This window comes from Aliiruegeria haliotis, from assembly GCF_003003255.1.
Taxonomy (GTDB): Bacteria; Pseudomonadota; Alphaproteobacteria; order Rhodobacterales; family Rhodobacteraceae; genus Tropicimonas; species Tropicimonas haliotis.
The window spans coordinates 654,110-679,704 of record NZ_PVTD01000001.1; the positions used below are offsets into that span (position 1 = coordinate 654,110).

At 64.0% G+C, this 25,595-nt stretch carries 25 protein-coding genes and 2 tRNA genes; 11 read left to right on the forward strand and 16 right to left on the reverse strand.

Annotation, left to right across the window (positions count from 1 at the left end):
• Positions 1-69 precede the first annotated feature (69 nt).
• Entirely contained in the window at positions 70-1,296 is a 1,227-nt protein-coding gene (locus tag CLV78_RS02915; RefSeq protein ID WP_106203250.1) for a hypothetical protein, read from the forward strand.
• A gap of 35 nt (positions 1,297-1,331) precedes the next feature.
• Here the strand turns inward: CLV78_RS02915 and CLV78_RS02920 are convergent, their stop codons facing one another.
• The 3 genes from CLV78_RS02920 to CLV78_RS02930 form a co-directional block, all read right to left on the reverse strand.
• The gene (locus CLV78_RS02920) at positions 1,332-1,559 is read right to left on the reverse strand and encodes a ribbon-helix-helix domain-containing protein (protein WP_106203251.1); all 228 of its coding nucleotides are present in this window, start codon (positions 1,557-1,559) and stop codon (positions 1,332-1,334) included.
• Positions 1,556-2,248 (reverse strand): Hint domain-containing protein, encoded by a 693-nt coding sequence (locus tag CLV78_RS02925; protein WP_106203252.1) that lies wholly within the window; start codon positions 2,246-2,248, stop codon positions 1,556-1,558. The genes CLV78_RS02920 and CLV78_RS02925 overlap by 4 nt, the downstream gene beginning before the upstream one ends.
• A 141-nt stretch (positions 2,249-2,389) precedes the next feature.
• Complete coding sequence (locus tag CLV78_RS02930) at positions 2,390-2,584, reverse strand: DUF4169 family protein (protein WP_106203253.1); 195 nt, start codon at positions 2,582-2,584, stop codon at positions 2,390-2,392.
• A 140-nt stretch (positions 2,585-2,724) separates the two neighbouring features.
• On the opposite strand from CLV78_RS02930, the gene CLV78_RS02935 reads away from it, so the two are divergent.
• Positions 2,725-3,312 (forward strand): YARHG domain-containing protein, encoded by a 588-nt coding sequence (locus tag CLV78_RS02935; RefSeq protein ID WP_106203254.1) that lies wholly within the window; start codon positions 2,725-2,727, stop codon positions 3,310-3,312.
• 53 nt (positions 3,313-3,365) lie between these two features.
• On the opposite strand, the gene fumC is transcribed toward CLV78_RS02935, so the two are convergent.
• Positions 3,366-4,766, reverse strand: a complete 1,401-nt coding sequence (gene fumC, locus CLV78_RS02940; protein ID WP_106203255.1) for a class II fumarate hydratase — start codon at positions 4,764-4,766, stop codon at positions 3,366-3,368.
• A 198-nt stretch (positions 4,767-4,964) separates the two neighbouring features.
• On the opposite strand from fumC, the gene CLV78_RS02945 reads away from it, so the two are divergent.
• On the forward strand, positions 4,965-5,624 hold the full coding sequence (locus CLV78_RS02945; protein ID WP_106203256.1) for a hypothetical protein: 660 nt from the start codon (positions 4,965-4,967) through the stop codon (positions 5,622-5,624).
• A gap of 36 nt (positions 5,625-5,660) precedes the next feature.
• Here CLV78_RS02945 and CLV78_RS02950 read toward each other — a convergent pair whose 3' ends face one another.
• The 8 genes from CLV78_RS02950 to ubiT form a co-directional block, all read right to left on the reverse strand.
• Positions 5,661-6,143 (reverse strand): SspB family protein, encoded by a 483-nt coding sequence (locus CLV78_RS02950; RefSeq protein ID WP_106203257.1) that lies wholly within the window; start codon positions 6,141-6,143, stop codon positions 5,661-5,663.
• A gap of 300 nt (positions 6,144-6,443) precedes the next feature.
• Positions 6,444-6,872, reverse strand: coding sequence for an ester cyclase (locus CLV78_RS02955; RefSeq protein WP_106203258.1), 429 nt, complete (start codon positions 6,870-6,872; stop codon positions 6,444-6,446).
• A gap of 120 nt (positions 6,873-6,992) precedes the next feature.
• Positions 6,993-7,069 (reverse strand) — tRNA-Asp (locus tag CLV78_RS02960).
• A gap of 91 nt (positions 7,070-7,160) precedes the next feature.
• Positions 7,161-7,237: transfer RNA gene (locus CLV78_RS02965), tRNA-Asp, on the reverse strand.
• An 81-nt stretch (positions 7,238-7,318) separates the two neighbouring features.
• Positions 7,319-7,879, reverse strand: coding sequence for a GNAT family N-acetyltransferase (locus tag CLV78_RS02970; protein ID WP_158263408.1), 561 nt, complete (start codon positions 7,877-7,879; stop codon positions 7,319-7,321).
• 67 nt (positions 7,880-7,946) lie between these two features.
• Positions 7,947-8,870, reverse strand: coding sequence for a ubiquinone anaerobic biosynthesis protein UbiV (gene ubiV / locus CLV78_RS02975; protein ID WP_245924814.1), 924 nt, complete (start codon positions 8,868-8,870; stop codon positions 7,947-7,949).
• A gap of 5 nt (positions 8,871-8,875) precedes the next feature.
• The gene (ubiU, locus tag CLV78_RS02980) at positions 8,876-9,874 is read right to left on the reverse strand and encodes a ubiquinone anaerobic biosynthesis protein UbiU (protein WP_106203261.1); all 999 of its coding nucleotides are present in this window, start codon (positions 9,872-9,874) and stop codon (positions 8,876-8,878) included.
• Positions 9,875-9,887: 13 nt separating this feature from the next.
• Positions 9,888-10,418, reverse strand: coding sequence for a ubiquinone anaerobic biosynthesis accessory factor UbiT (ubiT, locus tag CLV78_RS02985; RefSeq protein WP_106203262.1), 531 nt, complete (start codon positions 10,416-10,418; stop codon positions 9,888-9,890).
• 403 nt (positions 10,419-10,821) lie between these two features.
• Here ubiT and CLV78_RS02990 point away from each other — a divergent pair, with 403 nt between their 5' ends.
• The gene (locus CLV78_RS02990; RefSeq protein ID WP_106203263.1) at positions 10,822-11,067 is read left to right on the forward strand and encodes a GlsB/YeaQ/YmgE family stress response membrane protein; all 246 of its coding nucleotides are present in this window, start codon (positions 10,822-10,824) and stop codon (positions 11,065-11,067) included.
• A gap of 109 nt (positions 11,068-11,176) precedes the next feature.
• On the opposite strand, the gene CLV78_RS02995 is transcribed toward CLV78_RS02990, so the two are convergent.
• Positions 11,177-12,568, reverse strand: coding sequence for a dipeptidase (locus CLV78_RS02995; protein ID WP_106203264.1), 1,392 nt, complete (start codon positions 12,566-12,568; stop codon positions 11,177-11,179).
• Positions 12,569-12,792: 224 nt separating this feature from the next.
• Between CLV78_RS02995 and CLV78_RS03000 the strand changes: the two genes are divergently transcribed.
• The 4 genes from CLV78_RS03000 (at position 12,793) to ispG (ending at position 17,395) form a co-directional block, all read left to right on the forward strand.
• A complete protein-coding gene (locus CLV78_RS03000; RefSeq protein WP_106203265.1) occupies positions 12,793-13,371 on the forward strand; it encodes a hypothetical protein in 579 nt (192 codons plus the stop codon).
• A 125-nt stretch (positions 13,372-13,496) separates the two neighbouring features.
• Positions 13,497-14,732 carry a 5-aminolevulinate synthase gene (gene hemA, locus CLV78_RS03005; protein WP_106203266.1) on the forward strand — a complete coding sequence of 412 codons (1,236 nt, stop codon included), beginning with the start codon at positions 13,497-13,499 and terminating at the stop codon, positions 14,730-14,732.
• A 113-nt stretch (positions 14,733-14,845) separates the two neighbouring features.
• Entirely contained in the window at positions 14,846-16,180 is a 1,335-nt protein-coding gene (locus CLV78_RS03010) for a helix-turn-helix domain-containing protein (RefSeq protein WP_106203267.1), read from the forward strand.
• A gap of 87 nt (positions 16,181-16,267) precedes the next feature.
• Positions 16,268-17,395 (forward strand): flavodoxin-dependent (E)-4-hydroxy-3-methylbut-2-enyl-diphosphate synthase, encoded by a 1,128-nt coding sequence (ispG, locus tag CLV78_RS03015; RefSeq protein ID WP_106203268.1) that lies wholly within the window; start codon positions 16,268-16,270, stop codon positions 17,393-17,395.
• A 99-nt stretch (positions 17,396-17,494) separates the two neighbouring features.
• Here ispG and CLV78_RS03020 read toward each other — a convergent pair whose 3' ends face one another.
• On the reverse strand, positions 17,495-18,244 hold the full coding sequence (locus CLV78_RS03020) for a DsbA family protein (protein WP_106203269.1): 750 nt from the start codon (positions 18,242-18,244) through the stop codon (positions 17,495-17,497).
• A complete protein-coding gene (locus CLV78_RS03025) occupies positions 18,244-19,587 on the reverse strand; it encodes a M48 family metalloprotease (protein WP_106203270.1) in 1,344 nt (447 codons plus the stop codon). Before CLV78_RS03025 ends, CLV78_RS03020 begins: the two co-directional genes overlap by 1 nt.
• 71 nt (positions 19,588-19,658) lie before the next feature.
• Here CLV78_RS03025 and CLV78_RS03030 point away from each other — a divergent pair, with 71 nt between their 5' ends.
• Together CLV78_RS03030 and CLV78_RS03035 are read left to right on the forward strand one after the other, a co-directional pair.
• Positions 19,659-20,798, forward strand: coding sequence for a pyridoxal phosphate-dependent aminotransferase (locus tag CLV78_RS03030; RefSeq protein ID WP_106203744.1), 1,140 nt, complete (start codon positions 19,659-19,661; stop codon positions 20,796-20,798).
• Positions 20,799-20,924: 126 nt separating this feature from the next.
• Positions 20,925-22,154: an N-acetylmuramoyl-L-alanine amidase gene (locus CLV78_RS03035; protein ID WP_106203746.1), complete on the forward strand. Its 1,230-nt coding sequence runs from the start codon at positions 20,925-20,927 to the stop codon at positions 22,152-22,154.
• On the opposite strand, the gene CLV78_RS03040 is transcribed toward CLV78_RS03035, so the two are convergent.
• Complete coding sequence (locus CLV78_RS03040) at positions 22,141-22,755, reverse strand: class I SAM-dependent methyltransferase (protein ID WP_106203745.1); 615 nt, start codon at positions 22,753-22,755, stop codon at positions 22,141-22,143. The genes CLV78_RS03035 and CLV78_RS03040 overlap by 14 nt on opposite strands.
• A gap of 271 nt (positions 22,756-23,026) precedes the next feature.
• Here CLV78_RS03040 and CLV78_RS03045 point away from each other — a divergent pair, with 271 nt between their 5' ends.
• Entirely contained in the window at positions 23,027-25,555 is a 2,529-nt protein-coding gene (locus CLV78_RS03045; protein WP_106203271.1) for a penicillin-binding protein 1A, read from the forward strand.
• Positions 25,556-25,595: the final 40 nt, after the last annotated feature.

The following is a 25,595-nucleotide window of genomic DNA, read 5'->3' on the forward strand; positions in this document are numbered from 1 at the left end:
GACCGCAGTGTTTCCGCAACGCGCATTGGTTTCCCTTGGAATTCAGCTCTTTGTGACCCATGAAGAGGCATGGTTGACCCGATTGCCGCCGCAGAGACCAAAGAGGGGGCCGTGCGCCGCCGCCGGGTGATCTATGTCCCCGGTTACGACCCCTTTCACGCCCGCCGGTATCGCGAACTCTATCGGAAGGAGGCGCGGGCACAGGCCGAGATCTCCGGCTACGAGATCACGGTTTCGTCCGACGGCGGGCAGGATCCCTACAGTTGGTTTGCCGATGCACGGATCGAGGGGCAGGACGTCCGGGCAGAGATCTCCGTGCTGGGCTGGTCGGACATCGTCAAGGAGTCGATGGACAAGGGCCTGTGGGAGACCTACCGAAACGCGTGGCGCACGCTCTGGATCTATCTTGGTTCGGGCGCACTCGGCGGGCTGGTGCGGCTGCGCAAGGGGCCGGTGATTGCCGCCATCTACCCGCTCGTTTTCCTCGTCCTGCAATTGCTGGCCGCGCTACTGGTCGCGTGGGGGATTGGCTGGACGATCGCGCTTGTCGCTCCGGCGTGGATGGGGGTGGCGGGGCTGCTTGCCGTGCCCCCGGTGCTCCGCTGGTTTGCCCGGCACGACAACAAGATCCTCGCCCGCTACCTCATGCACAATTACGCTTTCTCCGCCCGTGACAACGGCGCGAACCCAGCCGCACTGGAGGCCCGGATCGAGGTGTTTACGGATGTCCTGAGAATGGCCGTGCGCTCCGATGTGGACGAGGTTCTGGTGGTCGGGCATTCCTCCGGTGCGCATCTGGCCGTCTCCATGCTCGCGGACCTGCTGCGCGCTGGCGATGGGCCTGACGGTCGACCTGTCCTGTCCTTCCTGACGCTCGGCCAGGTTATCCCGATGGCATCCTTCCTGCCGGACGCGAAACGGCTGCGTGCCGATCTGGCCTATGTCGCTGCAAGTCCGGAGGTGGATTGGGTGGACGTGACCGCGCCCGGCGACGGCTGCGCCTTCGCGCTCTGTGATCCCGTTGGGGTGAGCGGCGTCGCGCCGGACGGGCAACGCGGCCCCCTCGTGCTCTCGGCGGCCTTCACGCAGACCTTGAGCGCCGAACGGTGGAGAGCACTGCGCTGGAGGTTCTTCCGGCTGCACTTTCAGTACCTCTGCGCCTTCGACAGACCCGGGGACTACGACTATTTTCGGATTACGGCCGGGCCGCAGACGCTGGCGGAACGATTTGGCCATCGCAGGTCGTCACGGAGCGTCAAGGCCGATCCCGTCTCACGCCACCGAAGCGTCGCCTGAGATCAGGGCGCTCCCGCAGCCAGTCCGCGACCGGGTTACATGTCGTCCAGGCGCCGCTGGTATTCCTTCAGTACAAAGAGGCGGATCGCAGAGGCCAGGCCCATTTCCAACCCGCGCTGCCGGTCGATATCCGCGGCAAGGGCATTGATGGTCTGGCCGCGTTCCTTCGCTATATCGCGAAAGGCGCGCCAGAATTCGTCCTCCAGCGAGACGCTGGTGCGGTGGCCCGAGAGGGTGAGCGAATGCTTGACCGGGCGGCTCATCGCTGGCGTGCCGCGCGCTGGCGGACCTCTGGTCCGTAGAAATCCGTGCCATGGTCAAGTTCGGGCAAAATGCTGAGGATCTCGGCCCGTTGGCGGCAATCGCCACGGACGGGACGCAGCCAGGCCGGGTGAAAGCTCTCAAGCAACAGGCCGTTGGCGGCGACGATCGCGTGGTGGCGGAACAGGAACTGCACGTAGGTCACCTGAGCGGCCGGCGCCCGGCGAATGCCGGCATGGCCCACGAGATCCTCGGCGCGCAGAAGCAAACCGTCATCCGGGCCGCCCGCCAGATCGAGAAGGATACCCGCCTGCGGCGATACCCGAAGGGGGAGCCTCGGCTCACCACCGGCAATCGCATGGGCCGGGATCTCGATCGCGCCGATATCGGGGCGCTCCGCGATTTGGGCTGGGGTGGCGGTCCGGTGCCCCACCCAGAGAAGGGGCAAGGCGCCGTGGTCCAGCGTCAGAACCTGATCACCCGGCGCAAGCAGACCGGCGGATCGCGGACCGTCCGGGGTCATGATCCGGGTTTCCGCCGCAACAGCGGAAACCAGCCATGCGCCGTCCTGAACAAGCGCGGGGGGCTGTTCCTCCAGAAGATCCGGGGCCAATACGAAAGGGCGCGGCGTTTGCCGCGGCGATAGCACCGGGCGTGCCCGGCCAAATGCCTGCCTCGGGAGATTTTCCATACCCGAAAGGTTCCAGTCCTGCCTCGTGCCACGTTGGGCGTGCCGGCATCTTGCGCACCGGTTTTGCACGAAGAATCGGACGGAGGGGGCTGCGAGGCAATCCCCGGGGCGGCGGCGGAATGGGTTTGTGGCGGAATTGCCCTAGTCGGCGGGTTCCTCGTCGCCCGCGCGGCGTCCGGCCTCGTGGGCGCGGGCTTCCCGCTCGGCCTCGGCTTTCGCGCGGGCCTTCTCGGCACCGGGAAGGCCGTGCAGTACGGCGTTTCGGTCGGCCTGTCTGCGGGCGTCGTCGCGCGCGCGCTGCTTGCGAACGCGATTGAGGTTGATCGGTTTGCTCATGGTGGCGGCACTATACCCACCCGGCACCTCCGGACCAAGATCCTCGTGCGCGATGCTTGCCGACCCAGCGTATTGACAGAAAAGTCGGAGCTTGGGACCATTTCGGTGAATTTGAAACCAGTGAATTGGAGGCTTTGCATATGCGTTTCGTAGGATGGATCGTGGCCGCAGCCCTGACCGTCCCGGCGGCTCCCGGTGCGGCGGAGGTTTGGCAATACGGACAGTCGGACTGCAATCAACTTTGGTTCATGCGCAACCTGATCATGGATCGCGCCGGGTATTGCTTCGGCACCAATCTGGGCAAGAGCCTTTATGACAATGGCGATTGCACCGGAAAGCAGGTGCACCTCAGCGGCGACGAGAGCCGGCAGGTGAAGAAGATCAAGGCGTTGGAAACCAGGATTGGCTGCAAGGTCAATACCGGCGGGACAAGTCTCGATGTGCCGATGAAATCAAATCTCCTCAGGCTGCGGGACATGCCGCTTCCGGCCGATGGCGGGTGGGGCTGTCTCGGTTGGGCCGGGCGTGCCGCGCCCATCCACGACGGGTATTCGTCGGGGCGCCGGGTCATCGGTTCGATCGATCCGGGCGACAATGTCTTCTTTGGGTTTCTGGGAGAGGGCGGCTGGAGTCCCGTCATCGTGGCAAAAGGCGGCAACGGCGGAAAGGAGATCCTGGGCTGGATCGACGCTTCGTTGGACCCGGTCTGCACCTCGGAGGCCGGTTGATCCAGTCGTGAAACAGGCGCCCGCGGGGCGCCTGTTCCGTTGTCACACCGGGGCTACTGCTTCGGCTTGGGGCCGACCATGTTTTCAGGGCGCACGACCGCGTCGAAGGTCGCCTCGTCCACGAAACCAAGCGCGATGGCCTCTTCCTTGAGCGTGGTGCGGTTCTTGTGTGCCGTCTTGGCGACCTTGGTGGCATTGTCGTAGCCGATTGTCGGCGCCAGCGCGGTGACCAGCATCAGCGACTCGTCGCGCAGTTTCTCGATCCGCTCGCGATCGGCTTTCAGCCCCACGACCAGGTTGTCGGTGAAGGCAGAGCAGACATCGCCCAGCAATTGCATCGACTGAAGCACGTTGTAGGCCATCATCGGCTTGTAGACGTTCAGTTCGAAGTGACCCTGCGAACCAGCCATGCCGACGGCCATGTCGTTGCCCATGACATGGCAGCAGACCTGCGTCATCGCCTCGCACTGGGTCGGGTTGACCTTTCCGGGCATGATCGAAGAGCCGGGCTCGTTCTCGGGCAGCAGCAACTCGCCCAGACCACAGCGCGGGCCGGAACCGAGCAGGCGGATGTCGGATGCGATCTTGAAAAGGCTTGCCGCAACGGTCTTGAGCGTGCCCGACATCTCCACCATGGCGTCGTGTGCGGCAAGCGCCTCCATCTTGTTGGGAGCGGTTACGAAGGGCAGGCCGGTGATCGAGGCCATGTTCGCCGCGACCTCTTCGTCCCAGCCTTCAACCGTGTTCAAACCGGTGCCGACCGCAGTGCCGCCCTGGGCCAGCTCGTAGATATCTTTCAGAGCCGTTTCAACGCGTTCGATGGATTTCTTCACTTGATGTACGTAGCCGGAGAACTCCTGGCTCAGCTTGATTGGCGTGGCGTCCTGGGTGTGCGTCCGGCCGATCTTGATGATGCCGTCGAACTCCTCGACCTTCGCTTGCAGCGCGTCGTGCAGCTTCTTCAGGCCCGGCAGCAGGACGTCACGGGCCTGCATGGCGGTGGAGATGTGCATGGCAGTGGGGAAGACGTCGTTGGAAGACTGCCCCATGTTGCAATGGTCGTTCGGATGGATCGGATCCTTGGAGCCGATCACGCCGCCCAGCATCTCGATTGCGCGGTTGGCGATCACCTCGTTGGAGTTCATGTTCGACTGGGTTCCGGACCCCGTCTGCCAGACGACCAGCGGGAAATTGTCATCGAGCTTGCCGTCGATGACTTCCTGCGCGGCGGCCTGGATCGCATCGCCGAGCTTCGCATCGAGTTTGCCGCTGGCCATGTTGGCCATTGCGCAGGCTTTCTTGATCACGCCAAGGGCCCGGACAACCGGGATGGGCTGCTTTTCCCAGCCGATGGGGAAGTTCATGATCGACCGCTGGGTCTGTGCGCCCCAGTACTTGTCGGCGGGAACCTCAAGAGGGCCGAAGCTGTCGGTTTCGGTACGGGTCTGGGACATGGCAAAATCCTTCCGGGTCAGTCTCGAAAGCCGTTTACCCCCGGGGGAGGTCGGAGGCAACGGAACGGGTTGCCTCAGTTGGAGCCTTTGCAGACGCCGCGGGATGGGTCTGTGTTGATGGGGCGGCTTGCGAAGCTCGCATTGCAGGAATACTGTGCAATTTGAATATGTAGCGATGCCCGAAGGGGGGGCACAAACATGAACAAGCTGTTGTCATTGGTGGCCGCGTTTGCACTGGCGGGGGCGACATCCGCGCTGGCGGCGACCGTTTCGCCCGGCGTGCCGGTTGGAACCACCGATTCAGATCTTCCGGCCGCCAAGTGGCGTGGCCAGAATTCCGGGAACGAGCTGTACTACGGGGTGGAACCCCTGAACAGCGGGACCTACCGGAACGAGGTCGGGTTCAACTGGACATCCGGAGCGTCCACGCCGTTTACCTTTTCTTACAATAGCTTGAACGGTGAAGTTCTTGCCACGATAGGAAGTGGTACGCCCGGCGCAGCCTTTACGACAGCGCCCGGATTGGGCGGTGACGGGCTGGTTCTGTCGATGCGGAACGGGGGCAAGGACGGCGCGACGATCAGCGTGACGGACATGTTCGTGAACGGCGAGTCTGTCGGCGGTTTCTCCACAGCCGGCTTCCAGCAATGGACCGTTTCCGACTTTGCGCTGGCGCCGGTTCTGAGTGTAACCGGGAATATCCTGTTCGGCGGGACCATCAACCCGAGTGATTCCGAGCGGACACGATTCCAGATCCAGGTTGCCGACCTTCCGCCGGTTCCGCTGCCGGTTCCGGCTTTTCTCCTTCTTGGAGGCCTCGGTGGGCTGGTAGTGTTGCGGAAACGTCGCAGCAGCTGATCCCGCAGGCAGGCGCTTCACTGCGGCGCCTGCTCCCTACTTGCGGAAGCTGTCCAGGCTGACGATTTCGGCGTCGGGCTGGTCGGTTTCCGGTTCAACATCTTCCGCGATTGGGGCCGGGGGAATTTCCTCCTCGTCCTCCGCAACATCCTCGTCCGCATCGGACGGGCTGGTCTCGAACCGCAGACCGAACTCGACCGATGGGTCGACGAAGGTCGAGATCGCGTCATAGGGGATGTAGAGCGGCTCCGGCGATTCGCCGAAGTTAAGCGTTACCGAGAACCCCTCGTCCGTTACCTCCAGATTGTCGAACCAGTGCTGCAGCACGACCGTCATCTCTTCTGGATAGCGGTCATGCAGCCAGTCGGCGATCTGCACCTCTTCGTGACCTGTTTCGAAGGTGATGAAGAAGTGGTGCTGTCCCGGAAGACCGTCACGCGCAACATCGCTCAGAACCTGTTGGATCAGGCTGCGCATGGCCCTGTGCATGAGCTTGCCATAGTCGATGGTCTGCGACATTGGGCCGATGATCCTCCTGTTGCGTCGCGCCCAGCATAGGGGATTCGAAGGCGAATGAAAGGCCCCGAAAGCGTGGCCGAGGACCATTCTGGGGGGAAGCGGGAGGGCGCATGCACGATGCCTCCCGCAGCAAGAAAGGTCGGTTCGAATGGCCGAACATGGCGGGCTTGCCACCATATCTGTCGGTCGCAAACGACGCCGCAAGGAACCGCGGACATCCACTGCCGCAGCATTGTGCCATGGGGCGACGACACCTGTTACGAGCAGGCTACGGGCCGGGGCAATTGCGGCAATGGTCAGTCAGGTCAGCCTCTGTCCGGTCATGCAAAGCGCCAGGGCGTGTTCCGGTACCAGGCCCAGTTTCTCCAGGAAGCTGAGGAAATCGAAGCAATTGTAGGCTTCGACGATCTTGCCATCGCGAATGCGGACCATAACCATGCCACTGCCCGAGATACTCTGCCCGGTGGTCAGGACCGTGGCATCGAAGCTTGCCATTGCGGAGATCCAGTCATCCTGTTCAACGGCCTTCTGGAAGTTGACCGAGTGGACGTCGAGCATCTCAAGCAGCGCGGCGACGAATTCGTGGAATTCCTCCGCGCCCACTGCCAGATCTGACAGCAGGCCGGTGGCCTCCGCCTCCGGCATGAAGAACTCTCCCGCGGCGGCCATGTCGCCATCGACCCAGACGCGGTTGTAGAAATCCTGAAGGAGTTTGAGTTGTGGGGACATCTGGTACCTCTCTTGCCGCGAGCGAGGGTAGGCACAACTCCTGAAGAAACGCTGAATGCGAGCGCTCTCATACCGGTTGGCGGCACCAGTATCGGGATGTTCGGACGGGCAAGGGAGACGTGGCGCGGTTGACGGGGCTCGAACCCGCGACCTCCGGCGTGACAGGCCGGCACTCTAACCAACTGAGCTACAACCGCGCATCTGGGCCGGGATGGCCCTGTCTCGGTCCGCAAAAGCGGGATGCCCTGTACTCTTTCGAGCCTCCCGGGCCGGGAGAAATGACAGCAGTGGCGCGGTTGACGGGGCTCGAACCCGCGACCTCCGGCGTGACAGGCCGGCACTCTAACCAACTGAGCTACAACCGCTCGCTGCCCGCCGAATGGTGCGTACATCATCTGGCGTGAGCGGCCTTCTAGGCTGCGGCGCGAGCGGCGTCAAGCGGCCTTTCAGGTTTTTTCGGTCGCGGAGGGTTTTTCTCCGTGAGGGCCCGGGCAGGGGACAGCGACCCGCGCGGCGAGGGCGGGCAAATCGGTCCAGATCACAGGGACGCTTGTCACGGCCAGGCCAAAGAGGATGTCGGCGAACGGCGTCCCCTCGAAACCGCCGAGGCGGGCGTAAACACCACGGGCGGCGGCGTTCTCCTCCAGTACCGTCAGTTCCATGCGATCCTGCCCGAGGTGCAGCAGGCGGCGGGCCGCAGAGGTCATCATCAGGCGGCCGCACCCCTGTCCCTTCGCCGCAGGAGCGACGTGAAGATTGTCGAGATAGGGGCGTTCCCGGCCAGCCATCCGCATGACGAGCAGGCCCAGTGGACGGTCGTCCTCAACGGCGACAAGAGTGAAATCCGGTTCCTCCGGGAGCGCCTGCCACTTCCGGGTCAGATCCCGCGCCACCGGCGAGCCCAGATAGGCCTCTGGCAGGATCCCGGCGTAGGCGCTGCGCCAACTGGCTATCTGGAGTTCAAGCAGGGCGGGCAGGTCGCTCGGCCGGGCGTCGCGTATGATCATGGCGTCCTCTCGCGGCATTGCTGCCACGCAGGCGGCAGGGCGGCAAGCCAAAGATGGCGCATGCCGGTCAGTGAAGGGCTGCCGCCTTGGCCGCGATGCGCCGGTGCCCGGCTTCCCCGTACCAGAACCCGTTCGAGAACGGCGGCTCAAGCGACATCGCGTCCAGCCGCGCCTCTGCCTCCGTGCCATCGATCGCGCCCTTGGCAACATCGGCAAAGCACCGCGCGACAGCCACCATGTCCACGTCCTGCGGCATCAGGCGCAGGTCGCTGACCCCCATCCGTGCCATGTCGGGTGCCTCTGCGACGAGGTTCACGTAGCTGTGCGAAAGCGTCTGGATGCCGTTCACGCGCAGGAAAGACTGCCCGTCGCGCGTGTCGAGCGGCATGCCGTCGGCGTCCTCTTCGCAGACGAACTGGCAATTGTCCTTGGTCCGCCCATGGGCGCGGGCATGGTAGCAGCGGGCGGAGGTCGCAAGCGATGCCCGTCCGAACACCTGTACCTCCAGACCAACCCCGAGCTTCGCGGCCTCGTCGGCCATGAGCGCCACAGACTCGCCCGGCAGTTCGGCCGGAACGCAGAAATGCGTGGCACCGCGTGCCGAGAGATGGCGCATCGTCTCCGGGTTGTAGACATTCATGAACTGGCCCACGCGATGCGCCTTGCCGCCCATGTGCAGCAACGCGGCGGCGTTGTTCACCTCGATCTCCCAGAGGTCGGCTGTTTCCACAAGCGCCTCGCTTGCCTTGCGTTCCCGCTTCAGCATCACTTCGGCCAGACCGCAAACGACAACGGTCTTTCCGCCTCGCTGGAGTCGTTCCGCCACCTCCGGCAGGTGATCGTCGAAGAAGGGCTGGCGCTTGGAGCAGACCACTTCGCCCAAGTAGACAGTGTCGACCGGTGCTTCGTCGGCGATGCGGTTGTAGAAGTCGATCTTCTTCTTGGCGGACCAGAAATACTGGTTCGGGCCGATGGTCAGTCTCGGGGTCATGGTACTCACCGCCATTTCTTGGTCTGGAAGGCGCCTTCGCTCTGTTTCTGGCCCTCGGTCAGGGCCACGAGGTCGGCGAGACTGGGGTCACGCCCGGCCCGGATGTCATCGACCGCCTTGCGGAAGGACCTGACGACCTTCTTCACATAGGCCCGGGAGCGCTGCCGGCCCTCGATCTTGAAGGCGGTCACGCCGGCGTCGATCAACTCTGGCAACAGCCGCGACAGGTTGAGGCTGATCGGTTCTTCGAAGGCATAGTACCCGTCCGGCTGGGCGGAGTTGCAGTACCGTCCCTTGCAGATGGTCGGATAGCCGGCACTCTCCTGCGGGCCGAAACGGTCGATCGTGTAGTCGCCGAGCCGGGTCGACAGGTTGTCCTCGGCGTCGCGAACATATTCCACCAGATGGGCCGGAGAGCAGACACCGTCCATGTTGGTGGACAGCCCCGTCGCGTAGTTGGTGAGAGAGCAGCGCCCCTCCACCATCAGCCCGTGGTTGCCGAAGATGAAGGTCTCGATCTCGCAGGGGATTTCCTTCTTGATCTCACGGATCTCCGGGATTGTCAGGATCCGGGGCAACACGATGCGCTTCACACTGAACTCGCGGACGTAGTAGCAGATCGCGTCGGGGCTTGCGGCGGCGGCCTGAACCGAGAGATGCAGCCGGACCTGGGGATGGGTCTGCGCGATGTACTCCGCTACGCCCATGTCCGCGACGATGAAGGCATCGACGCCCAGCTTCGCCCCGAGATCGGCGGCTTCCTTCCAGAGCTGGAACTTGCCGGCGGGAGGATAGGTGTTGAGGGCCAGCAGCACCCAGGATCCCTTGTCGTGTGCGTATTTTACGGCCTTTTCAAGTTCTTGCGGTGTGAAGTTCAATCCCGGAAAATTGCGGGCATTGGTGGCATTCTGAAAGCCGCAATACACCGAATCCGCTCCGGCATCGACGGCAGTTCGCAACGATGCGGGCGTGCCTGCCGGGCAGACGAGTTCGCCTGTGATCATGTCCTGTGCTTTCTCAGTTGCTCGGCTCATCGGCCATGTTTCGCAGTTTCTGCAACGCCTTGCGCCCCGGTGCGCCGAATATACTGGCCACGTCCTCGGCGATGGATCCCTCGACGTCGTCAAGGGCATTGCGCAACGTGACGACAGCCTCGGTGTCGCCGGAAATCACCAGATCGCGGGAGAAGAAGATCGCGTCGCCGTCGACCTCCGCATCCAGCAGGCGCAGAAGCGTCAGCGTATCGCCGGCAATACGGGCCTGGTGCTTCGGCAGGCGGTCCTTCCTCACGGCGCGCATGACAAGTGCGGGCGGGTAGGGGCGCAGGTGCAGGGCCAGCGGCAGGTCCGTGAGGTCGATCACGAAATCCGTGCGCTGGTGCGGGCCGAGGCGTTCGAAGAGCTCGGGATGGAGCCGCGCGACACGTCGCACGATCCGGTAGAGGACGGGCTGTAGCGGCAACAGCGGCACGCGGAGACCTGAAAGGTCAAACCTGCCAGAAAGCGCCGAATGCCCCGCCGACGGGTGGGGATGAGTGGTGTCTTCCATTCGTCCGGTCTAGCACTGGCAAAGGTGCGGGCATTGACATTGGTCAAGCGGGTAGCCGGGTTGCAGGGGGACTGGCGCATGGCCGTCAGCCCCCGGCCGGCGCGGGCAGAATGGTGGCGATTCAGCGAATACCGGGCGAGATTGGCGCTTTGGTTGGGCGTTGGAGCGGTTTCGGGCCGGGATTGCCGTGGCCGACGCCTCTGGTCATTCTGGCGCCCGGCCCGCCCCGATTGATGTCGATCAAATTCGCCCGCTGCCGCGCCGGGCACGCTGCCGCCCGAGTCGGTTTGGGGCGGATTGCAATATCGCCGCCCGCAACGGACTGAAATCGTGCTATCTTTGGAAATGGGGCAGTGCCTGTATCAGGTGCGCGGGCCCATGGACGCACTTGAGGGAGGAACTCATGCAGTCATTGATCATTGCGGTGTTGATCGGCGCCGTGGCCGGCTGGCTGGCCGGAAACATCGTGAAAGGGGGCGGCGCCGGGTTGATCGGCAACATCGTTGTCGGAATTGTCGGCGGCATCATCGCCGGTTGGCTGTTCCCGACGCTCGGTCTGAGTATCGGCGGGCCGCTCATCGGGGCCATCATCAATTCCACCATCGGTGCTGTGGTGCTGCTTTTCGTTCTGAGCCTGTTCAGAAAGTAGCGACCGGTACCCGACACTGAAACCGCCCGAAACCAATGGGTTCCGGGCGGATATGCAGACCAGTGGTGGCAACGCTCGGGGACGGGTCTGAACCCGTAGGAAATGTGCTTTAGTCCGACAGTTCGGCCAGAACCCGGGCCCAGCTTCGGATTCCCTTGTGGAAGCTCTCCACATTGTACTTTTCGTTGGGCGAGTGGATCTGGTCATCCTCGTTGGCGAAACCGATCAGCATCGCATCCATTCCGAGGATTTCCTTGAAAAATCCTGCAATCGGGATCGAGCCGCCCATACCGACGAACACGGCCTCCCGGTCCCATTCGTCGGTCAGCGCCTTGCGGGCGGCCTCGAACTCCGGCCGCGACGTGTTCATCACCGCGGCGGGCGAGCCGTCGAGATCCTGGTCCCAGGTCACCGTGGCGTCCGGGGAGAGGCGATCTTCGACATGTTTGCGGATTTTCTCCCGCAGCTTGTCCGGATCCATGTCGCCCACAAGGCGGCAGGTGATCTTGCAATGCGCCTTCGAGGGGATCACCGTCTTCGTTCCGGCGCCCATGTAGCCGCCCCAGAGGCCGTTGACCTCCAGCGTCGGGCGGGCCCATTGCTGTTCCAGAGTGGTGTAGCCCGCTTCGCCGTGGGGTTGGGTGTAGCCCACACCTTCAAGGTAGGCTTTCTCGTCGAAGCCACAGCCTTCCCATTGCGCCTTCTGTTCCGCAGACACCTCGTGCACGCCCTCGTAGAACCCGTCCACGGCGACACGGCCGGTGTCATCATGGAAGGAGGCAATGATCCGCGCGATTTCCCTCAGCGGATTGAGGCCCGGGCCGCCGTAGTGACCGGAATGGAGGTCGATGCGTGGGCCAGTGATGGTGAACTCGTCCTTCAGCATGCCGCGCAATTGCGAGGCGATGGAGGGCACACCGGGTGCAACCATGCCGGTGTCGCAAATCAGCACGAGGTCGCTTTTGAGCTCCTCGGCGTTTTCCTCCATGAAGGGAATGAGCGACGGCGAGCCCGACTCCTCCTCGCCCTCGAAGAAGAAGGAGATCTTCGTGGGCAGGGAGCCGTGAACGGCTTTCCAGGCGCGGCAGGCTTCCACGAACGTCATGAGCTGCCCCTTGTCGTCAGAAGCGCCGCGACCGCGAATCACTTGCCCGTGCTCGGCGGTGTCTTCCAGCACCGGCTCAAAGGGTGGCGTGTTCCAAAGGTCAACAGGATCAACTGGTTGCACGTCATAATGGCCATAGAAGGTGACGTGCGGTCCGTCGCCCTCGCCACCGTGACCTACGACCATCGGGTGCCCCGGGGTCGGCCGCTTGGAGGCATCGAAGCCGATCGATTCAAGGTCCGAAACCAGCCAGTCGGCCGCGCTGTCGCAAGATTCCTTGTAGGCCGGGTCGGTGGAGATCGACTGGATGCGCAACAGCGTCATCAACCGGTCGAGGGCGTCGGGAAGGTCGGCATCGATCTTGTCGAGCACCGGGGAGAGGCGGGCGTCGGTCATGGAGGGCTCCTGATCTTGAGTCGGGGCGACCCTAGTGGATCGCGGCGGGGCGGTGAAGCATGCCGCAACTGGAAGGTGCCGGCTGCCGGCGCACAGTATCGGAAACCTTTGTGGCAGACAGGCGCGCGCAGGGGGCGATTTCACTGGCGGCTCGCGGGGGCATGGGGTAGCAGCCGCCCGCGCATCAAGCTAGGTTGCGCCGCGAAACGACCGGAGATCCCACTATGCGCATCATCGCCCTGGCCGTAGCCCTGGCCCTGACAGCCCCGATGGCCACGGCCCAGACCGTGGACAGCCGGTCGGCCAAGAAAATGCTGTTCGGCACAAGCGGCTCCAGCGCGCAGATGGGGCAGGCTGGTTTCGTTGATGATGCCGTGGCCAAGGCAATCAAGAAAGCCGCCTCCCAGATTCCCTACTATGGTGCGATCGCTGTGTCGCCCGGAGAGCCTGTGTCGTCCAATCTCATGTCGACCATGGCGAACTACCATTCCGCCGAGGCCGCGCAGCAAGCGGCGCTTGCGAACTGCAATTCACGGCGTACCGTCGGAAAACCCTGCGTGGTGATCGCCACGATCACCCCGAAGAGATTCAAACCCAGGGGACTGACCATGTCCGTGGAAGCCACCAAGGCATTTGGCAAGGACTACAGGAGGCTCAAGTCTCCGAAAGGTATGGCGATCTCGCCCAGCACCGGCGTTTTCGGTTATGATCGGGGGGATGGCGGCCGGGCCGTGTCCCGATGCAATGCCGCCGCCGCCGCCAAGGGCGCGCAGGATTGCAGGCTTGTCATTTCCGATCAGTGAGTGTGAAATCACATTCATGTTTTGGAAAGTGAGCGTCAATTTGCGCCATATCAAAGTAGATATGCCTCGTTAATGTGATCCAACCAATCGTGAACGCGCCAAGAACAAGACCGAGGACATCCCAGGTGACAAACAAGACCCGCTATGCCGTTGCCGTCGAGACCGCGATCGACAAGCTGCACGAGGAAGGCCGCTATCGGACCTTCATCGACATCGAGCGGGAACAGGGCAACTTCCCCCATGCCGTCTGGCGCAAGCCCGACGGGACGCGGAAGGACATTACTGTCTGGTGCGGCAACGACTACCTCGGCATGGGGCAACACCCCGTCGTACTGGCGGCGATGCATGAGGCGCTCGAAGCGACCGGCGCGGGATCGGGCGGGACACGCAACATTTCGGGGACGACGGTTTATCACAAGCGGCTGGAAGCCGAACTGGCGGACCTTCACCAGAAAGAAGCGGCCCTGGTGTTCACCTCCGCCTATATTGCCAATGATGCGACGCTTTCGACGCTTCCGAAACTGCTGCCCGGGCTGATCATCTATTCCGACGAGTTGAACCACGCCTCAATGATCGAAGGGGTGCGCCGCAATGGCGGGGCAAAGCGGATCTTCCGGCACAACGACGTCGAGCACCTCAGGGAGTTGCTGGCGGCGGACGATCCGGATGCGCCGAAGCTCATCGCCTTCGAGTCGATCTACTCGATGGATGGCGATTTCGGTCCGATCGAAGCGATTTGCGATCTCGCGGACGAATTCGACGCGCTGACCTACATCGACGAGGTACACGCGGTCGGCATGTATGGTCCGCGTGGCGCAGGTGTCGCGGAGCGCGATGGCCTGATGGGCCGTCTCGACATCATCAACGGTACGTTGGCGAAGGCCTATGGCGTGATGGGTGGTTATATCGCCGCCAGCGCAAAAATGTGTGATGCGATCCGCTCTTATGCACCGGGCTTCATCTTCACGACGTCGCTTCCACCGGCGGTGGCCGCCGGCGCCGCTGCGTCGGTTCGCCACCTCAAGACCGACCAGGCGCGGCGCGACAAGCAGCAGTTGCACGCGAAGATCCTGAAGATGCGCCTGAAAGGGATGGGGTTGCCGATCATCGACCACGGGTCCCATATCGTGCCAGTGATCGTGGGCGATCCCGTGCACTGCAAGCAGCTTTCAGACATGTTGCTGGAGGACTTCGGCATCTATGTCCAGCCGATCAATTTCCCCACCGTCCCGCGCGGCACGGAGCGGCTGCGCTTCACCCCGTCTCCGGTCCACGAGCCGGAAATGCTTGACGGGCTGGTTCGGGCGATGGACAGCCTGTGGTCGCATTGCGCGCTCATCCGCGCAGAATTGACCGCCTGACTTTTCTGCAAGTGCAACGTTAACAAGCCTGTGTTACGCTGACTTCAAGGAGTGGTGAGTCGTCGAATCGCCACATCTTGGGGACAAAAATTTGACGCGAACGAGGTGGGCAGATGATTGGGCGTCGTGAGCCGCCCAAGGCGGAAGTGGAGCAGGACGCTCCTCCAAAGGGCTTTGACGACTTTGACCTTCGCCTTGGCGATGTAATGCGCGGTGAGCGGGCGACCATGGGCAAGTCGCTTCTCGACGTACAGCGCGAACTGAAGATCAAGGCCTCCTTTATTGCAGCGATCGAAAACGCGGATGCCTCGGCATTCGAAACGCCGGGATTCGTTGCCGGCTACGTGCGATCCTATTCCCGATATCTTGGACTGGATCCGGAATGGGCGTTCGAGACTTTCTGCCGGGAGGCAGAGTTCGTCTCCGCGTCGACCTCCGACAAGCTGGGATCGGCGCCGAGTTCCAACAAGCCGGTGTTCCGAAAGCAGCCCACCGCCAAGCCGGAGGGGTATGATCCCTTTGCCGACCCGCGTGTCACGTTTGCGCCGAAAGGGGCAAGTCCCCTCAGCGCGCTTGAACCGCGTGCCATTGGGTCGACATTCGTCTTGTTGGCCCTGATCGGAGCGGTGGGATACGGTGGATGGTCCGTCCTTCAGGAGATTCAGCGCGTTCAGGTCACCCCGGTCGAACGCGCTCCGGCCGCCATTGCCGCCGTGGATCCGTTGTCGACCGTTGTCCGCCCGGAAGAAGACGCGCCGCTGGATGTTGCCGGGACCGGAGATGTCCCGTCAGATTCGCTGGATCGCCTGTATCGGCCGCAGGCGCTGGACACGCCCGTTATGATCGCCCGGGACGGGCCGATCGCAGCACTTGATCCCGGCTCCGTGGGTGCGCTTGCCCGGCTTGCGCCGACATCGCCGTCGGGCAACGAGGGGCTGGACGCGAGCGGGTCCGGTCGCTTTGCCGGCGTCTCGCCCTCGACCTACGGTCTGGAGCGTTTCGACGAGAGCCCGGCGATCGCCGCTGCCGTCGATCTCGCCGCCAGCGAAGAGGCGTTGACCCCACGTGTGACCGAGGACACGCCCGAGGTGGTTCTTGTCGCGGTACGACCGGCCTGGATCCGGGTGCGTGCCGGCGATGGGTCGGTCCTGTTCGAAAAGACACTGAACGCCGGCGATACTTACGAGGTTCCCCAGACCGACGAACCGGCGACGCTCAGAACCGGCGCGGCCGGTGCCCTGTTCTTCGCCGTGAACGGGAAAACCTACGGCCCTGCGGGCAGCAATGGTGCGGTCGTGGACGGCATTGCGCTCAACCCCGGCGGATTGACGGAGAGCTACGCCCTCGTCGATCCGGCGGTGAATGGCGATGCGCGCAAGGCCGTGGAATACGCCGAGGCGGTGCTGTTCCCGGAACCTGCGCCGATTGTCGAACCGCCGCTCGACTGACACCACCACATTCATGGGACTTGCGCCGTTGCTCCGCCCAGCGGGGCGGACTAGATAGGGCGCGTGGAGCACGACCGGAGGCCAGCGATGTCGATCAACCATGTTCGCCCGTGGCGGAACATATACCGCCGGGACAGCCGGCAGATTTCGGTCGGATCGGTAAAGGTCGGCGGTGGCGCACCGATTTCCGTCCAGACAATGACCAACACCATCACGACGGATGTGAAGGCCACCATCGCGCAGGTTCAGGCGGCCGCGGATGCGGGGGCCGATATCGTTCGGGTCTCGGCGCCGGATCGTGACAGTGCGCTGGCCCTGAAGGAAATCGTGGCGGTGAGCCCCGTTCCCATCGTTGCCGACATCCATTTCCACTACAAACGCGCCATCGAGGCCGCCGAGAGCGGTGCGGCCTGCCTGCGTATCAATCCCGGGAACATCGGCGACGAGACCCGGGTGAAGGAGGTCATCAACGCCGCGCGTGACCATGGCTGTTCGATCAGGATCGGCGTGAATGCCGGATCGCTGGAGAAACACCTGCTGGAGAAATACGGTGAGCCGTGCCCCGACGCGATGGTCGAAAGTGGCATGGATCACATCCGGATCCTTCAGGACCATGATTTCCACGAGTTCAAGATCTCCGTGAAGGCCTCCGACGTCTTCATGGCTGCGGCCGCTTATCAGCAACTGGCCGAACAGACCGATGCGCCGATTCACCTCGGGATCACCGAAGCCGGTGGGCTGATGTCGGGCACGGTGAAGTCCGCCATTGGCCTTGGCAACCTGCTCTGGATGGGCATTGGGGACACGCTGCGTGTCAGCCTGTCGGCTGATCCGGTGGAAGAGGTCAAGATGGGCTTCGAGATCCTGAAGTCGCTCGGCCTGCGCCACCGTGGCGTGAACATCATATCCTGTCCGTCCTGCGCCAGGCAGGGCTTTGACGTGATCAAGACGGTCGAGATGCTGGAGAAGCGGCTGGAGCACATCAAGACACCAATGAGCCTGTCCATCATCGGCTGTGTCGTGAACGGCCCCGGCGAGGCGCTGATGACCGATGTCGGTTTTACCGGCGGCGGTGCGGGCAGCGGGATGGTCTATCTCGCGGGTAAGCAGAGCCACAAGATGTCGAACGATCAGATGGTCGATCACATCGTGGAACAGGTCGAGCGGAAAGCCGCAGAGATCGATGCGGCCGCTGCGGCGGAAGCGGCGGAGTAGGGCCTCCGCCTGCCGTCCGACAGGGCGCGACGACGGCAAACGCCAGCCTTGTCATGCTGGCGACCCGGATCCTTTGTCCCGGGCCAGCCTCGGGCGGAGTCAGCCGCCCTCGCGTTCCTGCTCCACAACGTTCTTCATCCCGTCATAGGGCAGGTAGCCGCGCAGCATCGTGCCACCGACGACGAAGGTCGGCGTGCCCGAAATCTGCAACCGCTGCGCGAGCGCCCGGTTCTCCGCGATGATCGCGTCCACCTCGTTCGAGTTCATCTTCTCCAGGATCGCCGCCCCGTCGAGGTCGAGGTCGGAGGCCAGTGCCTTCACCGAATCCGCGTTCACCTCTCCGCGAAAGGCGATCAGCGAATCGTGCACCTTCTTGTATGCCTCGTCCCCCAGAGCGAGTTTTGTGGCCAGTGCCATCCGAGAGGAGGCTGTCGATTGCTCGCCAAGGATCGGGAACTCCTTCAGGATCAGCTTGATATTGCCGTCGTCGGCGACCAGCTGGCTGACTTCTGGGAAGGCCTTGCGGCAGTATCCGCAGCGGTAGTCGACGAACTCGACGATGGTGATGTCGCCATCGGGGTTGCCCCCAACCCAGCTCGTCTCGCTCTCGAAGAGGTCGGCGGCATTGGCTTCGACCATGGCGAGGTCACTTCCGGCCTGCTCGTCGGCCTGTCGCGCTTCGAGCACGCCGAAGGCTTCCATCAGCACCTCCGGGTTTTCCAGAAGGTAGGCGCGCACTTCGTCCCGGAATGCCTCCCGTTCGGCGTCGGTCATCGCGCCGAGGTCCAGCGCATGGGCCGGCAGCGCCAGTCCTGCGGCGAGGGTGGCGGCGAGTGTAAGGGCTTTCATCAGCGTTTCTTCCTTTTCTTCTGGGCGTCTGCGGCATGCACGATGTCCTGTGCCCGGCGCCACCCGGTGGAACCGCGGGGCAGCAGCCCCGATGCGCGTTTGGCATGAATGGAGGCGTCCTTCAACCGGCCCGACAATGCGTAGCGTTCCGCCGCCGACAGCGAGGCCATGCCGTCGTTTCCGGCGCGCGCATAGGCGAGGCCGAGATCCCGGAGCATGCCCGGGTTGATCTTGTCCCGAATCCTTGATTTCTCAAGCACTTCCAGCGCCTTGACGTTCGAAGTCGATGTATTTTGTGCCAGCAATGCTCGCCCGTACCCGGCAAGGAGCAGGGGTTGGTTCGGCGCCAGGTCCACGGCGCGGGCATAGGCCGCCACGGAGGCGTTGAACTGCCGCGCTTCCATGTGGATCCACGCCTTGAGTTCATGGGCATAGGCATCTTCGGGGCGTCTGGCGATCAGCTGTTCGGCGGCGGCCAGTGCAGGTGCGATCTGGTGGGATTGTGAATAGGCCGTCGCCCGGGCCACCAGCGCGGCATCGGACTTATCCGACGCGTTCAGTCGGCGCAGCGTCTGGCTTGGGTTTTGCAAGTAGGCTGCAAGCTTGGCGCGGGAGCGGTCGTACCAATAGGCCGAGTTCGGGTCCGTTCCCTTGATCTGTTTGAAGGTGGCCGCCAGGTTGCGCGCCGCGCGGAGCCGGTCGCGGGTGAGGGGGTGGGAGCGCACGTAGGGATCCTGGCGCCCGACGTTCAGCACCTCCTGTCCCTCGAACTTCTCCATCACGCCGACCATGCCGCCGGGATCGATGCCCGCGCGCGCCATGTAGCGCATTCCGGCACGGTCGGCGGAGGCTTCCTCCGCCCGTGTGTGGCCGAGAAAGACCCGCTGGGCGGATCCCTGCGTACCCATGGCAAGTCCGGCCGCGGCACCGGGGTATTTCGAGGCAACGGCCGCGGAGAGCGCAAGTCCGATCATCGCCGCGGTCTGGGCGTTCTGCATGTTCTGCATCCGCCGGGTGAGGTGACCGTTGGCGATATGCGCGATCTCGTGGGCGATCACCCCTTGCAGCATTTCCGGCCGGTTCATCTTCAGCATCAGGCCGGAGTGAATCATGATCGTCTGCTGGTTCAGCACGAAGGCGTTCAGGCTGCTGTCCTTGACCACGAGGATCCTGACCGACCGCGGCGAGAGGCCGGCGGCATTCAGCAGGGGACGGGCGAGCTCCGACAGCGCCCTTTCCACCTCCGCATCGCGCAGGATGGTCTGTGCGCGCGTGGCCCCGGCCATGACGAGGACCACCCCAAGCGCAAGCCCGGCCGTCCGCAATGTCCGAAATGCTGCCATCGCCGGTCCCCGTTGACGCCCCGCGCCGTGATTGAGATACGCCCCTGGAGGCGCAGTCTATGGAGGAAGTCATGCGGGCATCAAGGCGAAGCGACGTCGATCCCTTCATCGTGATGGATGTGATGGAGGCGGCCCGTCGGGCGGAGGCTGCCGGACGGCACATCATTCACATGGAGGTGGGCCAGCCCGGCACGCCGGCACCGGTCGGCGCGCGGGAGGCACTGGCGCGGGAGATGGCGACGGACGCGCTCGGCTACACGGTCGCACTCGGCGTGCCGGCCTTGCGTCAGCGGATCGCGCGGCTCTATCGCGACTGGTACGGGCTCGATCTGAACCCCGACCGCGTGATCGTGACGCCCGGCTCGTCGGGCGCCTTCCTGCTTGCCTTCAGCGCCCTGTTCGATGCCGGGGAAAAAGTTGGGTTGGGCGAGCCGGGCTACCCGTCGTACCGGCAGATCCTGAAGGCGTTGAGCCTTGAGCCGGTGGGCTTGCCAACGGCGTTGGAGAACCGCCTCCAGCCGGTCCCCGAGGATGTGCCGGAAGGGCTGTCCGGGCTGATCGTTGCCTCGCCTGCCAACCCGTCGGGCACCATGTTGAGCCGCGAGGCACTGGCTGCCCTGATCGCACGGGCAGAGGAGATCGGCGCCGCCTTCGTCTCCGACGAGATCTATCACGGGATCCAGTACGAAGGCCGGGCGATTTCCGCGCTGGAAATCAGCGACGAGGTTTGCGTGATCAACTCGTTCTCCAAGTATTTCTCGATGACGGGCTGGCGCGTCGGCTGGATGGTCGTGCCCGGGAGCGATGTGCGCCGCTACGAGCGATTGGCGCAGAACATGTTCATCTGTGCGCCACACGCAAGCCAGGTCGCAGCCCTTGGGGCCATGGAATGCGAGGCGGAGTTGCAGGCCAACATGGCCGTCTATGCCGAGAACCGGCGCCTGATGCTGGAGGGGTTGCCGGAAGCCGGGTTCACCCGCATCGCGCCGCCAGACGGGGCGTTCTACATCTATGCCGATGTCTCGGAATTCACCTCCGACAGCCTCGCTTTCAGCCGGGAAATCCTCGACCGGGCCGGGGTCGCGGTGACACCGGGGCTCGATTTCGACCCGCGGCGCGGGCATGGCACGCTGCGTTTCTCCTATGCCCGGGCAACGGCCGATATCGCAGAGGGTCTGGTACGGCTGCGAGATTTCATGAACGTCCGGTAGTTCGGGCAAGGCAACCTGCGGTGGGATTCCCGAAACTTCCCGTCGCATCAGGACCGTTCGCGGGTTTCGGTCGGCGATCCCATGGGGTACATTCCGGGCAAACGGCGTCAGTCCGGGCAGTTCACCATGATCCTTCGCATACTGGGCCTTCTGGCCCTTCTCGTCGTCTCGGCGGTCCCGCTCCCCGGCAGGGCAGAGGAGGAGCTGTTCGCATTGGCCCAGCTCGACCTGGAGGCGTCGGGCCTGGTGGAACATGCCGACGGTTTCGACCTGGTGCTCAAGATCAGCCAACCGGTACCATATCGCGTCGCGACGCTCACCAATCCGCCGCGGCTCGTGCTCGATTTCCGGGAGGTGGATTTCAGCCGCATGGGGCCGGGTGGGCTCGGGTATGTTCCGGCAATTTCCGGCATGAGACATGGCGCGATCACCGCGGGGTGGTCGCGGCTGGTGGTCGATCTGAAAGGTCCGTTCGCCGTGGAGACGGCCGTGATGCAGACGGGAATGGAAGATGGCTCGGCCCGGATCGAGGTGGCAATGCGGGAGACGGACGAGGCGACGTTCAACGCGCGGTCCGGGGCGCAGGCCGGGGGAAGCGACGGATCAGAGAGCGAGGAGGCCGCGACCTCCCATCCGGTTCCGCAAAGTGACGAGGTGCTCAAGGTCGTGCTCGATCCCGGTCACGGGGGCATCGATCCCGGGGCGATCTACGATGGTGTGCACGAAGCCGACCTTGTCCTGACATTCGCGCAGGAGCTGCGCGAAACCCTCCTGCGCAACGAGGGCTTCGACGTGGTGTTGACCCGCACCGACGACAGTTTCGTTTCGCTGGAGGCACGGATTGCCATTGCCCGCCGTGCCGGGGCCGAGGTTTTTATCTCACTGCATGCGGATGCTGTCAGCGAGGGCATTGCGCGCGGGGCGCAGGTGTACACGTTGTCGGACCGGGCCACTTCGGCTGCGACGCGGAAGCTGGCGGAGCGGCATGACCGCGGCGATCTGCTGGCCGGTGTGGACCTGTCGGATCAGGACGACGAGGTGGCCCGCGTCCTCATGTCGATTGCCCGCAACGAGACCACCCCGCGCACCGAGGCCCTTGCCGGTGCGCTTGTTCAAGGGCTGCGCGCGGCCGGCGTTCGACTGCACAAACGCCCCAAGGAATCCGCCGGGTTCTCGGTTCTGAAGACCCCTGACGTGCCGTCCGTCCTCGTGGAGCTTGGGTTCATGTCCAACCCCAAGGAGCTGGAAAAGCTGCAAAATCCAGATTGGCGCAAGAGCACGGCCGAAGCGCTCTCGACCGGGCTTGCCGCCTGGGCGGCGGAGGACCGGGCGAGGGATGAACTCAAGCGGAAGTGACCCGGCGCGCCAGCCAGATCGTGTGGCGGTGGCACTCAGGATCCTCGGGTGCAAAGGCGATCTCCTCGAAACCGTTGGCGCGCAGCAGGTCCCGGTATTCCGAAGGGTCGAGGCTGGCGTGGTACACCGGCTCGTCGGCCACGGTGCCATAGGCTTCGCTGGCTGAGGGCCCTGAGGTGAACATCAGCGATGCTCCGGGGGCGGCATGTTCTGCAAAAATCGGGAACATGGCGCGCTGGCTGTCCGGGGACAGGTGAAAGAAGCTGTTCCAGGCGACAATCGCGTTGAAGCGCCGACCAAGGGCGAGTGTCCGCATGTCGGCATGGATGCAGCTCACCCCGGGCAGCCGGGCCCGGAACTCCGCACACATCCCTTCGGCGCCGTCGACACCGGTGACCACCGCCCCCTGTTCCACCAGCCAGGAAGCGATCGGCTCGCCCGAGCCGCAGCCGAGGTCGAGCACACTCGGCCCGGACGCCGCGTCCAGCAACCGGCGCAACCAGATCTGCTCGAACAGCGACCTGTTGCGGTCCCGTGCCCATTCCCGGGCAACGCGGTGGTAGGTGGGAAGGATGCCCTCGGGGCCGGGTCGGTCGGTCATGCGGGCAAACTGGGGGATTTCGACCGGGATGGGAAGCGGGTTTGCGGCCAGGGTTGGAAGCGCTGCTGGCGTTGGCAGGAGGGCAATGGAAACAGGGCGGCGTTCCGGGGTGCGGTCTCTGCTGAAAGTGGTCACGGGGCGCTGTACACGCAGACGTGACCACCTCCGGCACCCAATGACGGCAAGCCGCCGCCGAATGACCGCCGGTTCGTTTTGACCGCCCCATCCGGCTTGCGTATAAGCGCAGACAACTGTCGAGACAGGACTCCTCATGATCCGTGCTATCCTCCGCTTTCTGGGCGGCATCTTTACCCTGATCGTCACGGGCGCGCTGCTCGTCGCGTTGATCGCCGGCGGCGTGATCTGGATGTATTCCCGTGATCTGCCCGACCACGAGGAACTCGCCCGGTACACGCCCAAGACGATCAGCCGGGTCTATTCGACCGAGGGCAACATCATCGACGAGTTCGCCGCCGAGCGGCGGTTGTTCATCCCGGCCGAAGACATTCCGGACCTCGTCAAGGAGGCCTTCATCTCTGCCGAGGACAAGCATTTCTATACCCACAAGGGCTATGACCCGATGGGCATCGCCTCGGCGGTGGTCGACGCCGCACAGGGCGGGCGGCTCCGGGGGGCCTCGACCATCACCCAGCAGGTGATGAAAAACTTCCTTCTGTCCTCCGACCGCTCCATCGAGCGGAAAATGAAAGAGATCCTGCTGGCCGCGCGGGTCGAACAGGCGCTCGACAAGGAAAAGATCCTGGAGCTCTACCTGAACGAGATCTTCCTTGGGCAGAATTCCTATGGCGTGGCCGCTGCCGCGCAGACCTACTTCAACAAGACCCTGAATGAGTTGGAGACGGGCGAGGCCGCCTATCTTGCCGCGCTGCCCAAGGCGCCGTCGAACTACCACCCGGTGCGCGAATACGACGAGGCCATCGGCCGTCGGAACTATGTGCTGCGGGAGATGTACCAGAACGGCTACATCAACAGCGTGACCTACGAGGAGGAGCGCGAGAAGCCGCTCCTGACCGTGCAGAACGGTGACTTGCCGTCCTTCCGTCGGGATCTGCCGCCCCGCGACTACTTCACCGACGAGATCCGCCGCCAATTGTCGGACGATTTCGGCGAGGAAGAGTTCTTCGGCGGTGGTCTGGCGATCCGTGCATCCGTCGATCCGGAATTGCAGCCCAAGGCCGCCAACTCCTTGCGCAAGGCGCTGGAGGACTACGACCGCGGCCTCGGTCGCTGGAACGGCACCGGCAAGACACTGCCACCGGAGACGCTGGAAGACGAGGCCGGTTGGCGGGAGGCGCTCGCGAACGTCTCCGTGGCCCGTGACGTCGATCTGGATGGCCAGTGGTTCCCGGCCGTGGTGTTGGCTGTGGGCGATCAGTCGATGCGGCTCGGCGTCGAGGATATCGAAGGAGAGGTGTCTGTCCCGCGCGAGGATATCAGTTGGATGCGGGGCGATTTCGCCGCCAACTTCGAACGCGGTGACGTGGTGCATGTGCGCCGGATGACCGCCGACAGCGATGGTAGCTTCATCCGCTGGACGCTGCGCCAGATCCCCAAGGTTCAGGGCGCTTTCGTGGCAATGGACGTGCACACGGGGCGTGTGCTGGCCATGCAGGGCGGCTTTTCCTACCAGGATTCGGAGCTGAACCGGGCCACGCAGGCGAAACGACAGCCGGGGTCGGCCTTCAAGCCCTTCGTCTACGCCGCAGCGCTGGATTCCGGCTATACACCGGCGACGATCGTTGTAGACGCGCCCATCGAGATCAACACCCCGGGCGGGGTCTGGCGGCCCAAGAACGCCTCCAACAAGTTCTACGGGCCGACGCCGTTGCGCACCGGGATCGAACGGTCGCGGAACCTGATGACGATCCGCCTGGCGCAGGAGGTCGGCATGGACACGGTCGCGCGCTATGCGGAGGATTTCGGTGTCTATGACCATCTTGGGCACTACCTTGCCAACGCGCTCGGCTCGCAGGAGACGACGCTCTACAAGATGGTCGCGGCCTATTCGATGTTCGCCAATGGCGGCGAACGGGTGGAGCCGTCGATGGTCGACAGGGTGCAGGACCGCTGGGGCAGCACCATCTATCGCCACGAAGACCGGACCTGCCCGGACTGCCGCGTCGTCTCGCTGGACCCGGGGCAGGGGCCACGGATCGTCTCCAAACGGCAGCAGGCCATCGATGCGATCACCGCCTACCAGTTGACCTCGATGATGCGGGGCGTGGTGGAGCGCGGCACCGCGGCGCGGACCGTCGGCGGTGCCGGCCTCGGCGTGCCGGTTGCGGGCAAGACCGGCACCACCAACGATGCCAAGGACGTCTGGTTCATCGGTTTCACTTCGAACATCGCTGCCGGTTGCTACATCGGCTACGACCAGCCTCGTGCCCTCGGGCGCGGCGCCTCGGGCGGCGGCATGTGCGGCCCTGTCTTCAGCCGTTTCATGAAGGAAGCGGTTGCCAAGTACGGTGGCGGGCAATTCGCGGTTCCGCCGGGGGGCTACTTCGTGAAGATCGACCGCTACAGCGGCTCGCGCCTTGCCAATGATGCCAGCGGCGATCACGTTGTTGCCGAGTATTTCCGCGAGGGCGAGGACCCGATCTTCGGTGTCGCTGCGGTGATCGATGGCGGCTTCGTGATGGGAGCGAACGTGCCGATGTTCGGACGCGGCGAGTCCGACGATGGCGCTGAATCCAAGACGGTGACAACCTCGACAGGCAAGAAGGTGAAGATCGCGCCCAAGGCCAGTTTCGGCTCGCTGAGTTCCGGCGGCTTGTACTGAGGCGGGGGCCGGACCCGTTGCGTCCCGGTGACCCGCGCCC

What these genes read in the sequence shown, in the direction of transcription:
- CLV78_RS02970 (WP_158263408.1), bottom strand. Translation starts at nt 7,879, where the DNA reads ATGATCATACGCGACGCCCGGCCGAGCGACCTGCCCGCCCTGCTTGAA.
- ubiV (WP_245924814.1), bottom strand. Translation starts at nt 8,870, where the DNA reads ATGACCCCGAGACTGACCATCGGCCCGAACCAGTATTTCTGGTCCGCC.
- CLV78_RS02915 (WP_106203250.1), top strand. Translation starts at nt 70, where the DNA reads ATGGTTGACCCGATTGCCGCCGCAGAGACCAAAGAGGGGGCCGTGCGC.
- CLV78_RS02920 (WP_106203251.1), bottom strand. Translation starts at nt 1,559, where the DNA reads ATGAGCCGCCCGGTCAAGCATTCGCTCACCCTCTCGGGCCACCGCACC.
- CLV78_RS03030 (WP_106203744.1), top strand. Translation starts at nt 19,659, where the DNA reads ATGCGGGCATCAAGGCGAAGCGACGTCGATCCCTTCATCGTGATGGAT.
- CLV78_RS03035 (WP_106203746.1), top strand. Translation starts at nt 20,925, where the DNA reads ATGATCCTTCGCATACTGGGCCTTCTGGCCCTTCTCGTCGTCTCGGCG.
- CLV78_RS02950 (WP_106203257.1), bottom strand. Translation starts at nt 6,143, where the DNA reads ATGTCGCAGACCATCGACTATGGCAAGCTCATGCACAGGGCCATGCGC.
- CLV78_RS03020 (WP_106203269.1), bottom strand. Translation starts at nt 18,244, where the DNA reads ATGAAAGCCCTTACACTCGCCGCCACCCTCGCCGCAGGACTGGCGCTG.
- CLV78_RS03045 (WP_106203271.1), top strand. Translation starts at nt 23,027, where the DNA reads ATGATCCGTGCTATCCTCCGCTTTCTGGGCGGCATCTTTACCCTGATC.
- fumC (WP_106203255.1), bottom strand. Translation starts at nt 4,766, where the DNA reads ATGTCCCAGACCCGTACCGAAACCGACAGCTTCGGCCCTCTTGAGGTT.
- CLV78_RS02990 (WP_106203263.1), top strand. Translation starts at nt 10,822, where the DNA reads ATGCAGTCATTGATCATTGCGGTGTTGATCGGCGCCGTGGCCGGCTGG.
- CLV78_RS02935 (WP_106203254.1), top strand. Translation starts at nt 2,725, where the DNA reads ATGCGTTTCGTAGGATGGATCGTGGCCGCAGCCCTGACCGTCCCGGCG.
- CLV78_RS03010 (WP_106203267.1), top strand. Translation starts at nt 14,846, where the DNA reads ATGATTGGGCGTCGTGAGCCGCCCAAGGCGGAAGTGGAGCAGGACGCT.
- CLV78_RS02925 (WP_106203252.1), bottom strand. Translation starts at nt 2,248, where the DNA reads ATGGAAAATCTCCCGAGGCAGGCATTTGGCCGGGCACGCCCGGTGCTA.
- CLV78_RS03000 (WP_106203265.1), top strand. Translation starts at nt 12,793, where the DNA reads ATGCGCATCATCGCCCTGGCCGTAGCCCTGGCCCTGACAGCCCCGATG.
- CLV78_RS02995 (WP_106203264.1), bottom strand. Translation starts at nt 12,568, where the DNA reads ATGACCGACGCCCGCCTCTCCCCGGTGCTCGACAAGATCGATGCCGAC.
- CLV78_RS03025 (WP_106203270.1), bottom strand. Translation starts at nt 19,587, where the DNA reads ATGGCAGCATTTCGGACATTGCGGACGGCCGGGCTTGCGCTTGGGGTG.
- ispG (WP_106203268.1), top strand. Translation starts at nt 16,268, where the DNA reads ATGTCGATCAACCATGTTCGCCCGTGGCGGAACATATACCGCCGGGAC.
- CLV78_RS02945 (WP_106203256.1), top strand. Translation starts at nt 4,965, where the DNA reads ATGAACAAGCTGTTGTCATTGGTGGCCGCGTTTGCACTGGCGGGGGCG.
- CLV78_RS02930 (WP_106203253.1), bottom strand. Translation starts at nt 2,584, where the DNA reads ATGAGCAAACCGATCAACCTCAATCGCGTTCGCAAGCAGCGCGCGCGC.
- CLV78_RS03040 (WP_106203745.1), bottom strand. Translation starts at nt 22,755, where the DNA reads ATGACCGACCGACCCGGCCCCGAGGGCATCCTTCCCACCTACCACCGC.
- ubiU (WP_106203261.1), bottom strand. Translation starts at nt 9,874, where the DNA reads ATGATCACAGGCGAACTCGTCTGCCCGGCAGGCACGCCCGCATCGTTG.
- CLV78_RS02955 (WP_106203258.1), bottom strand. Translation starts at nt 6,872, where the DNA reads ATGTCCCCACAACTCAAACTCCTTCAGGATTTCTACAACCGCGTCTGG.
- ubiT (WP_106203262.1), bottom strand. Translation starts at nt 10,418, where the DNA reads ATGGAAGACACCACTCATCCCCACCCGTCGGCGGGGCATTCGGCGCTT.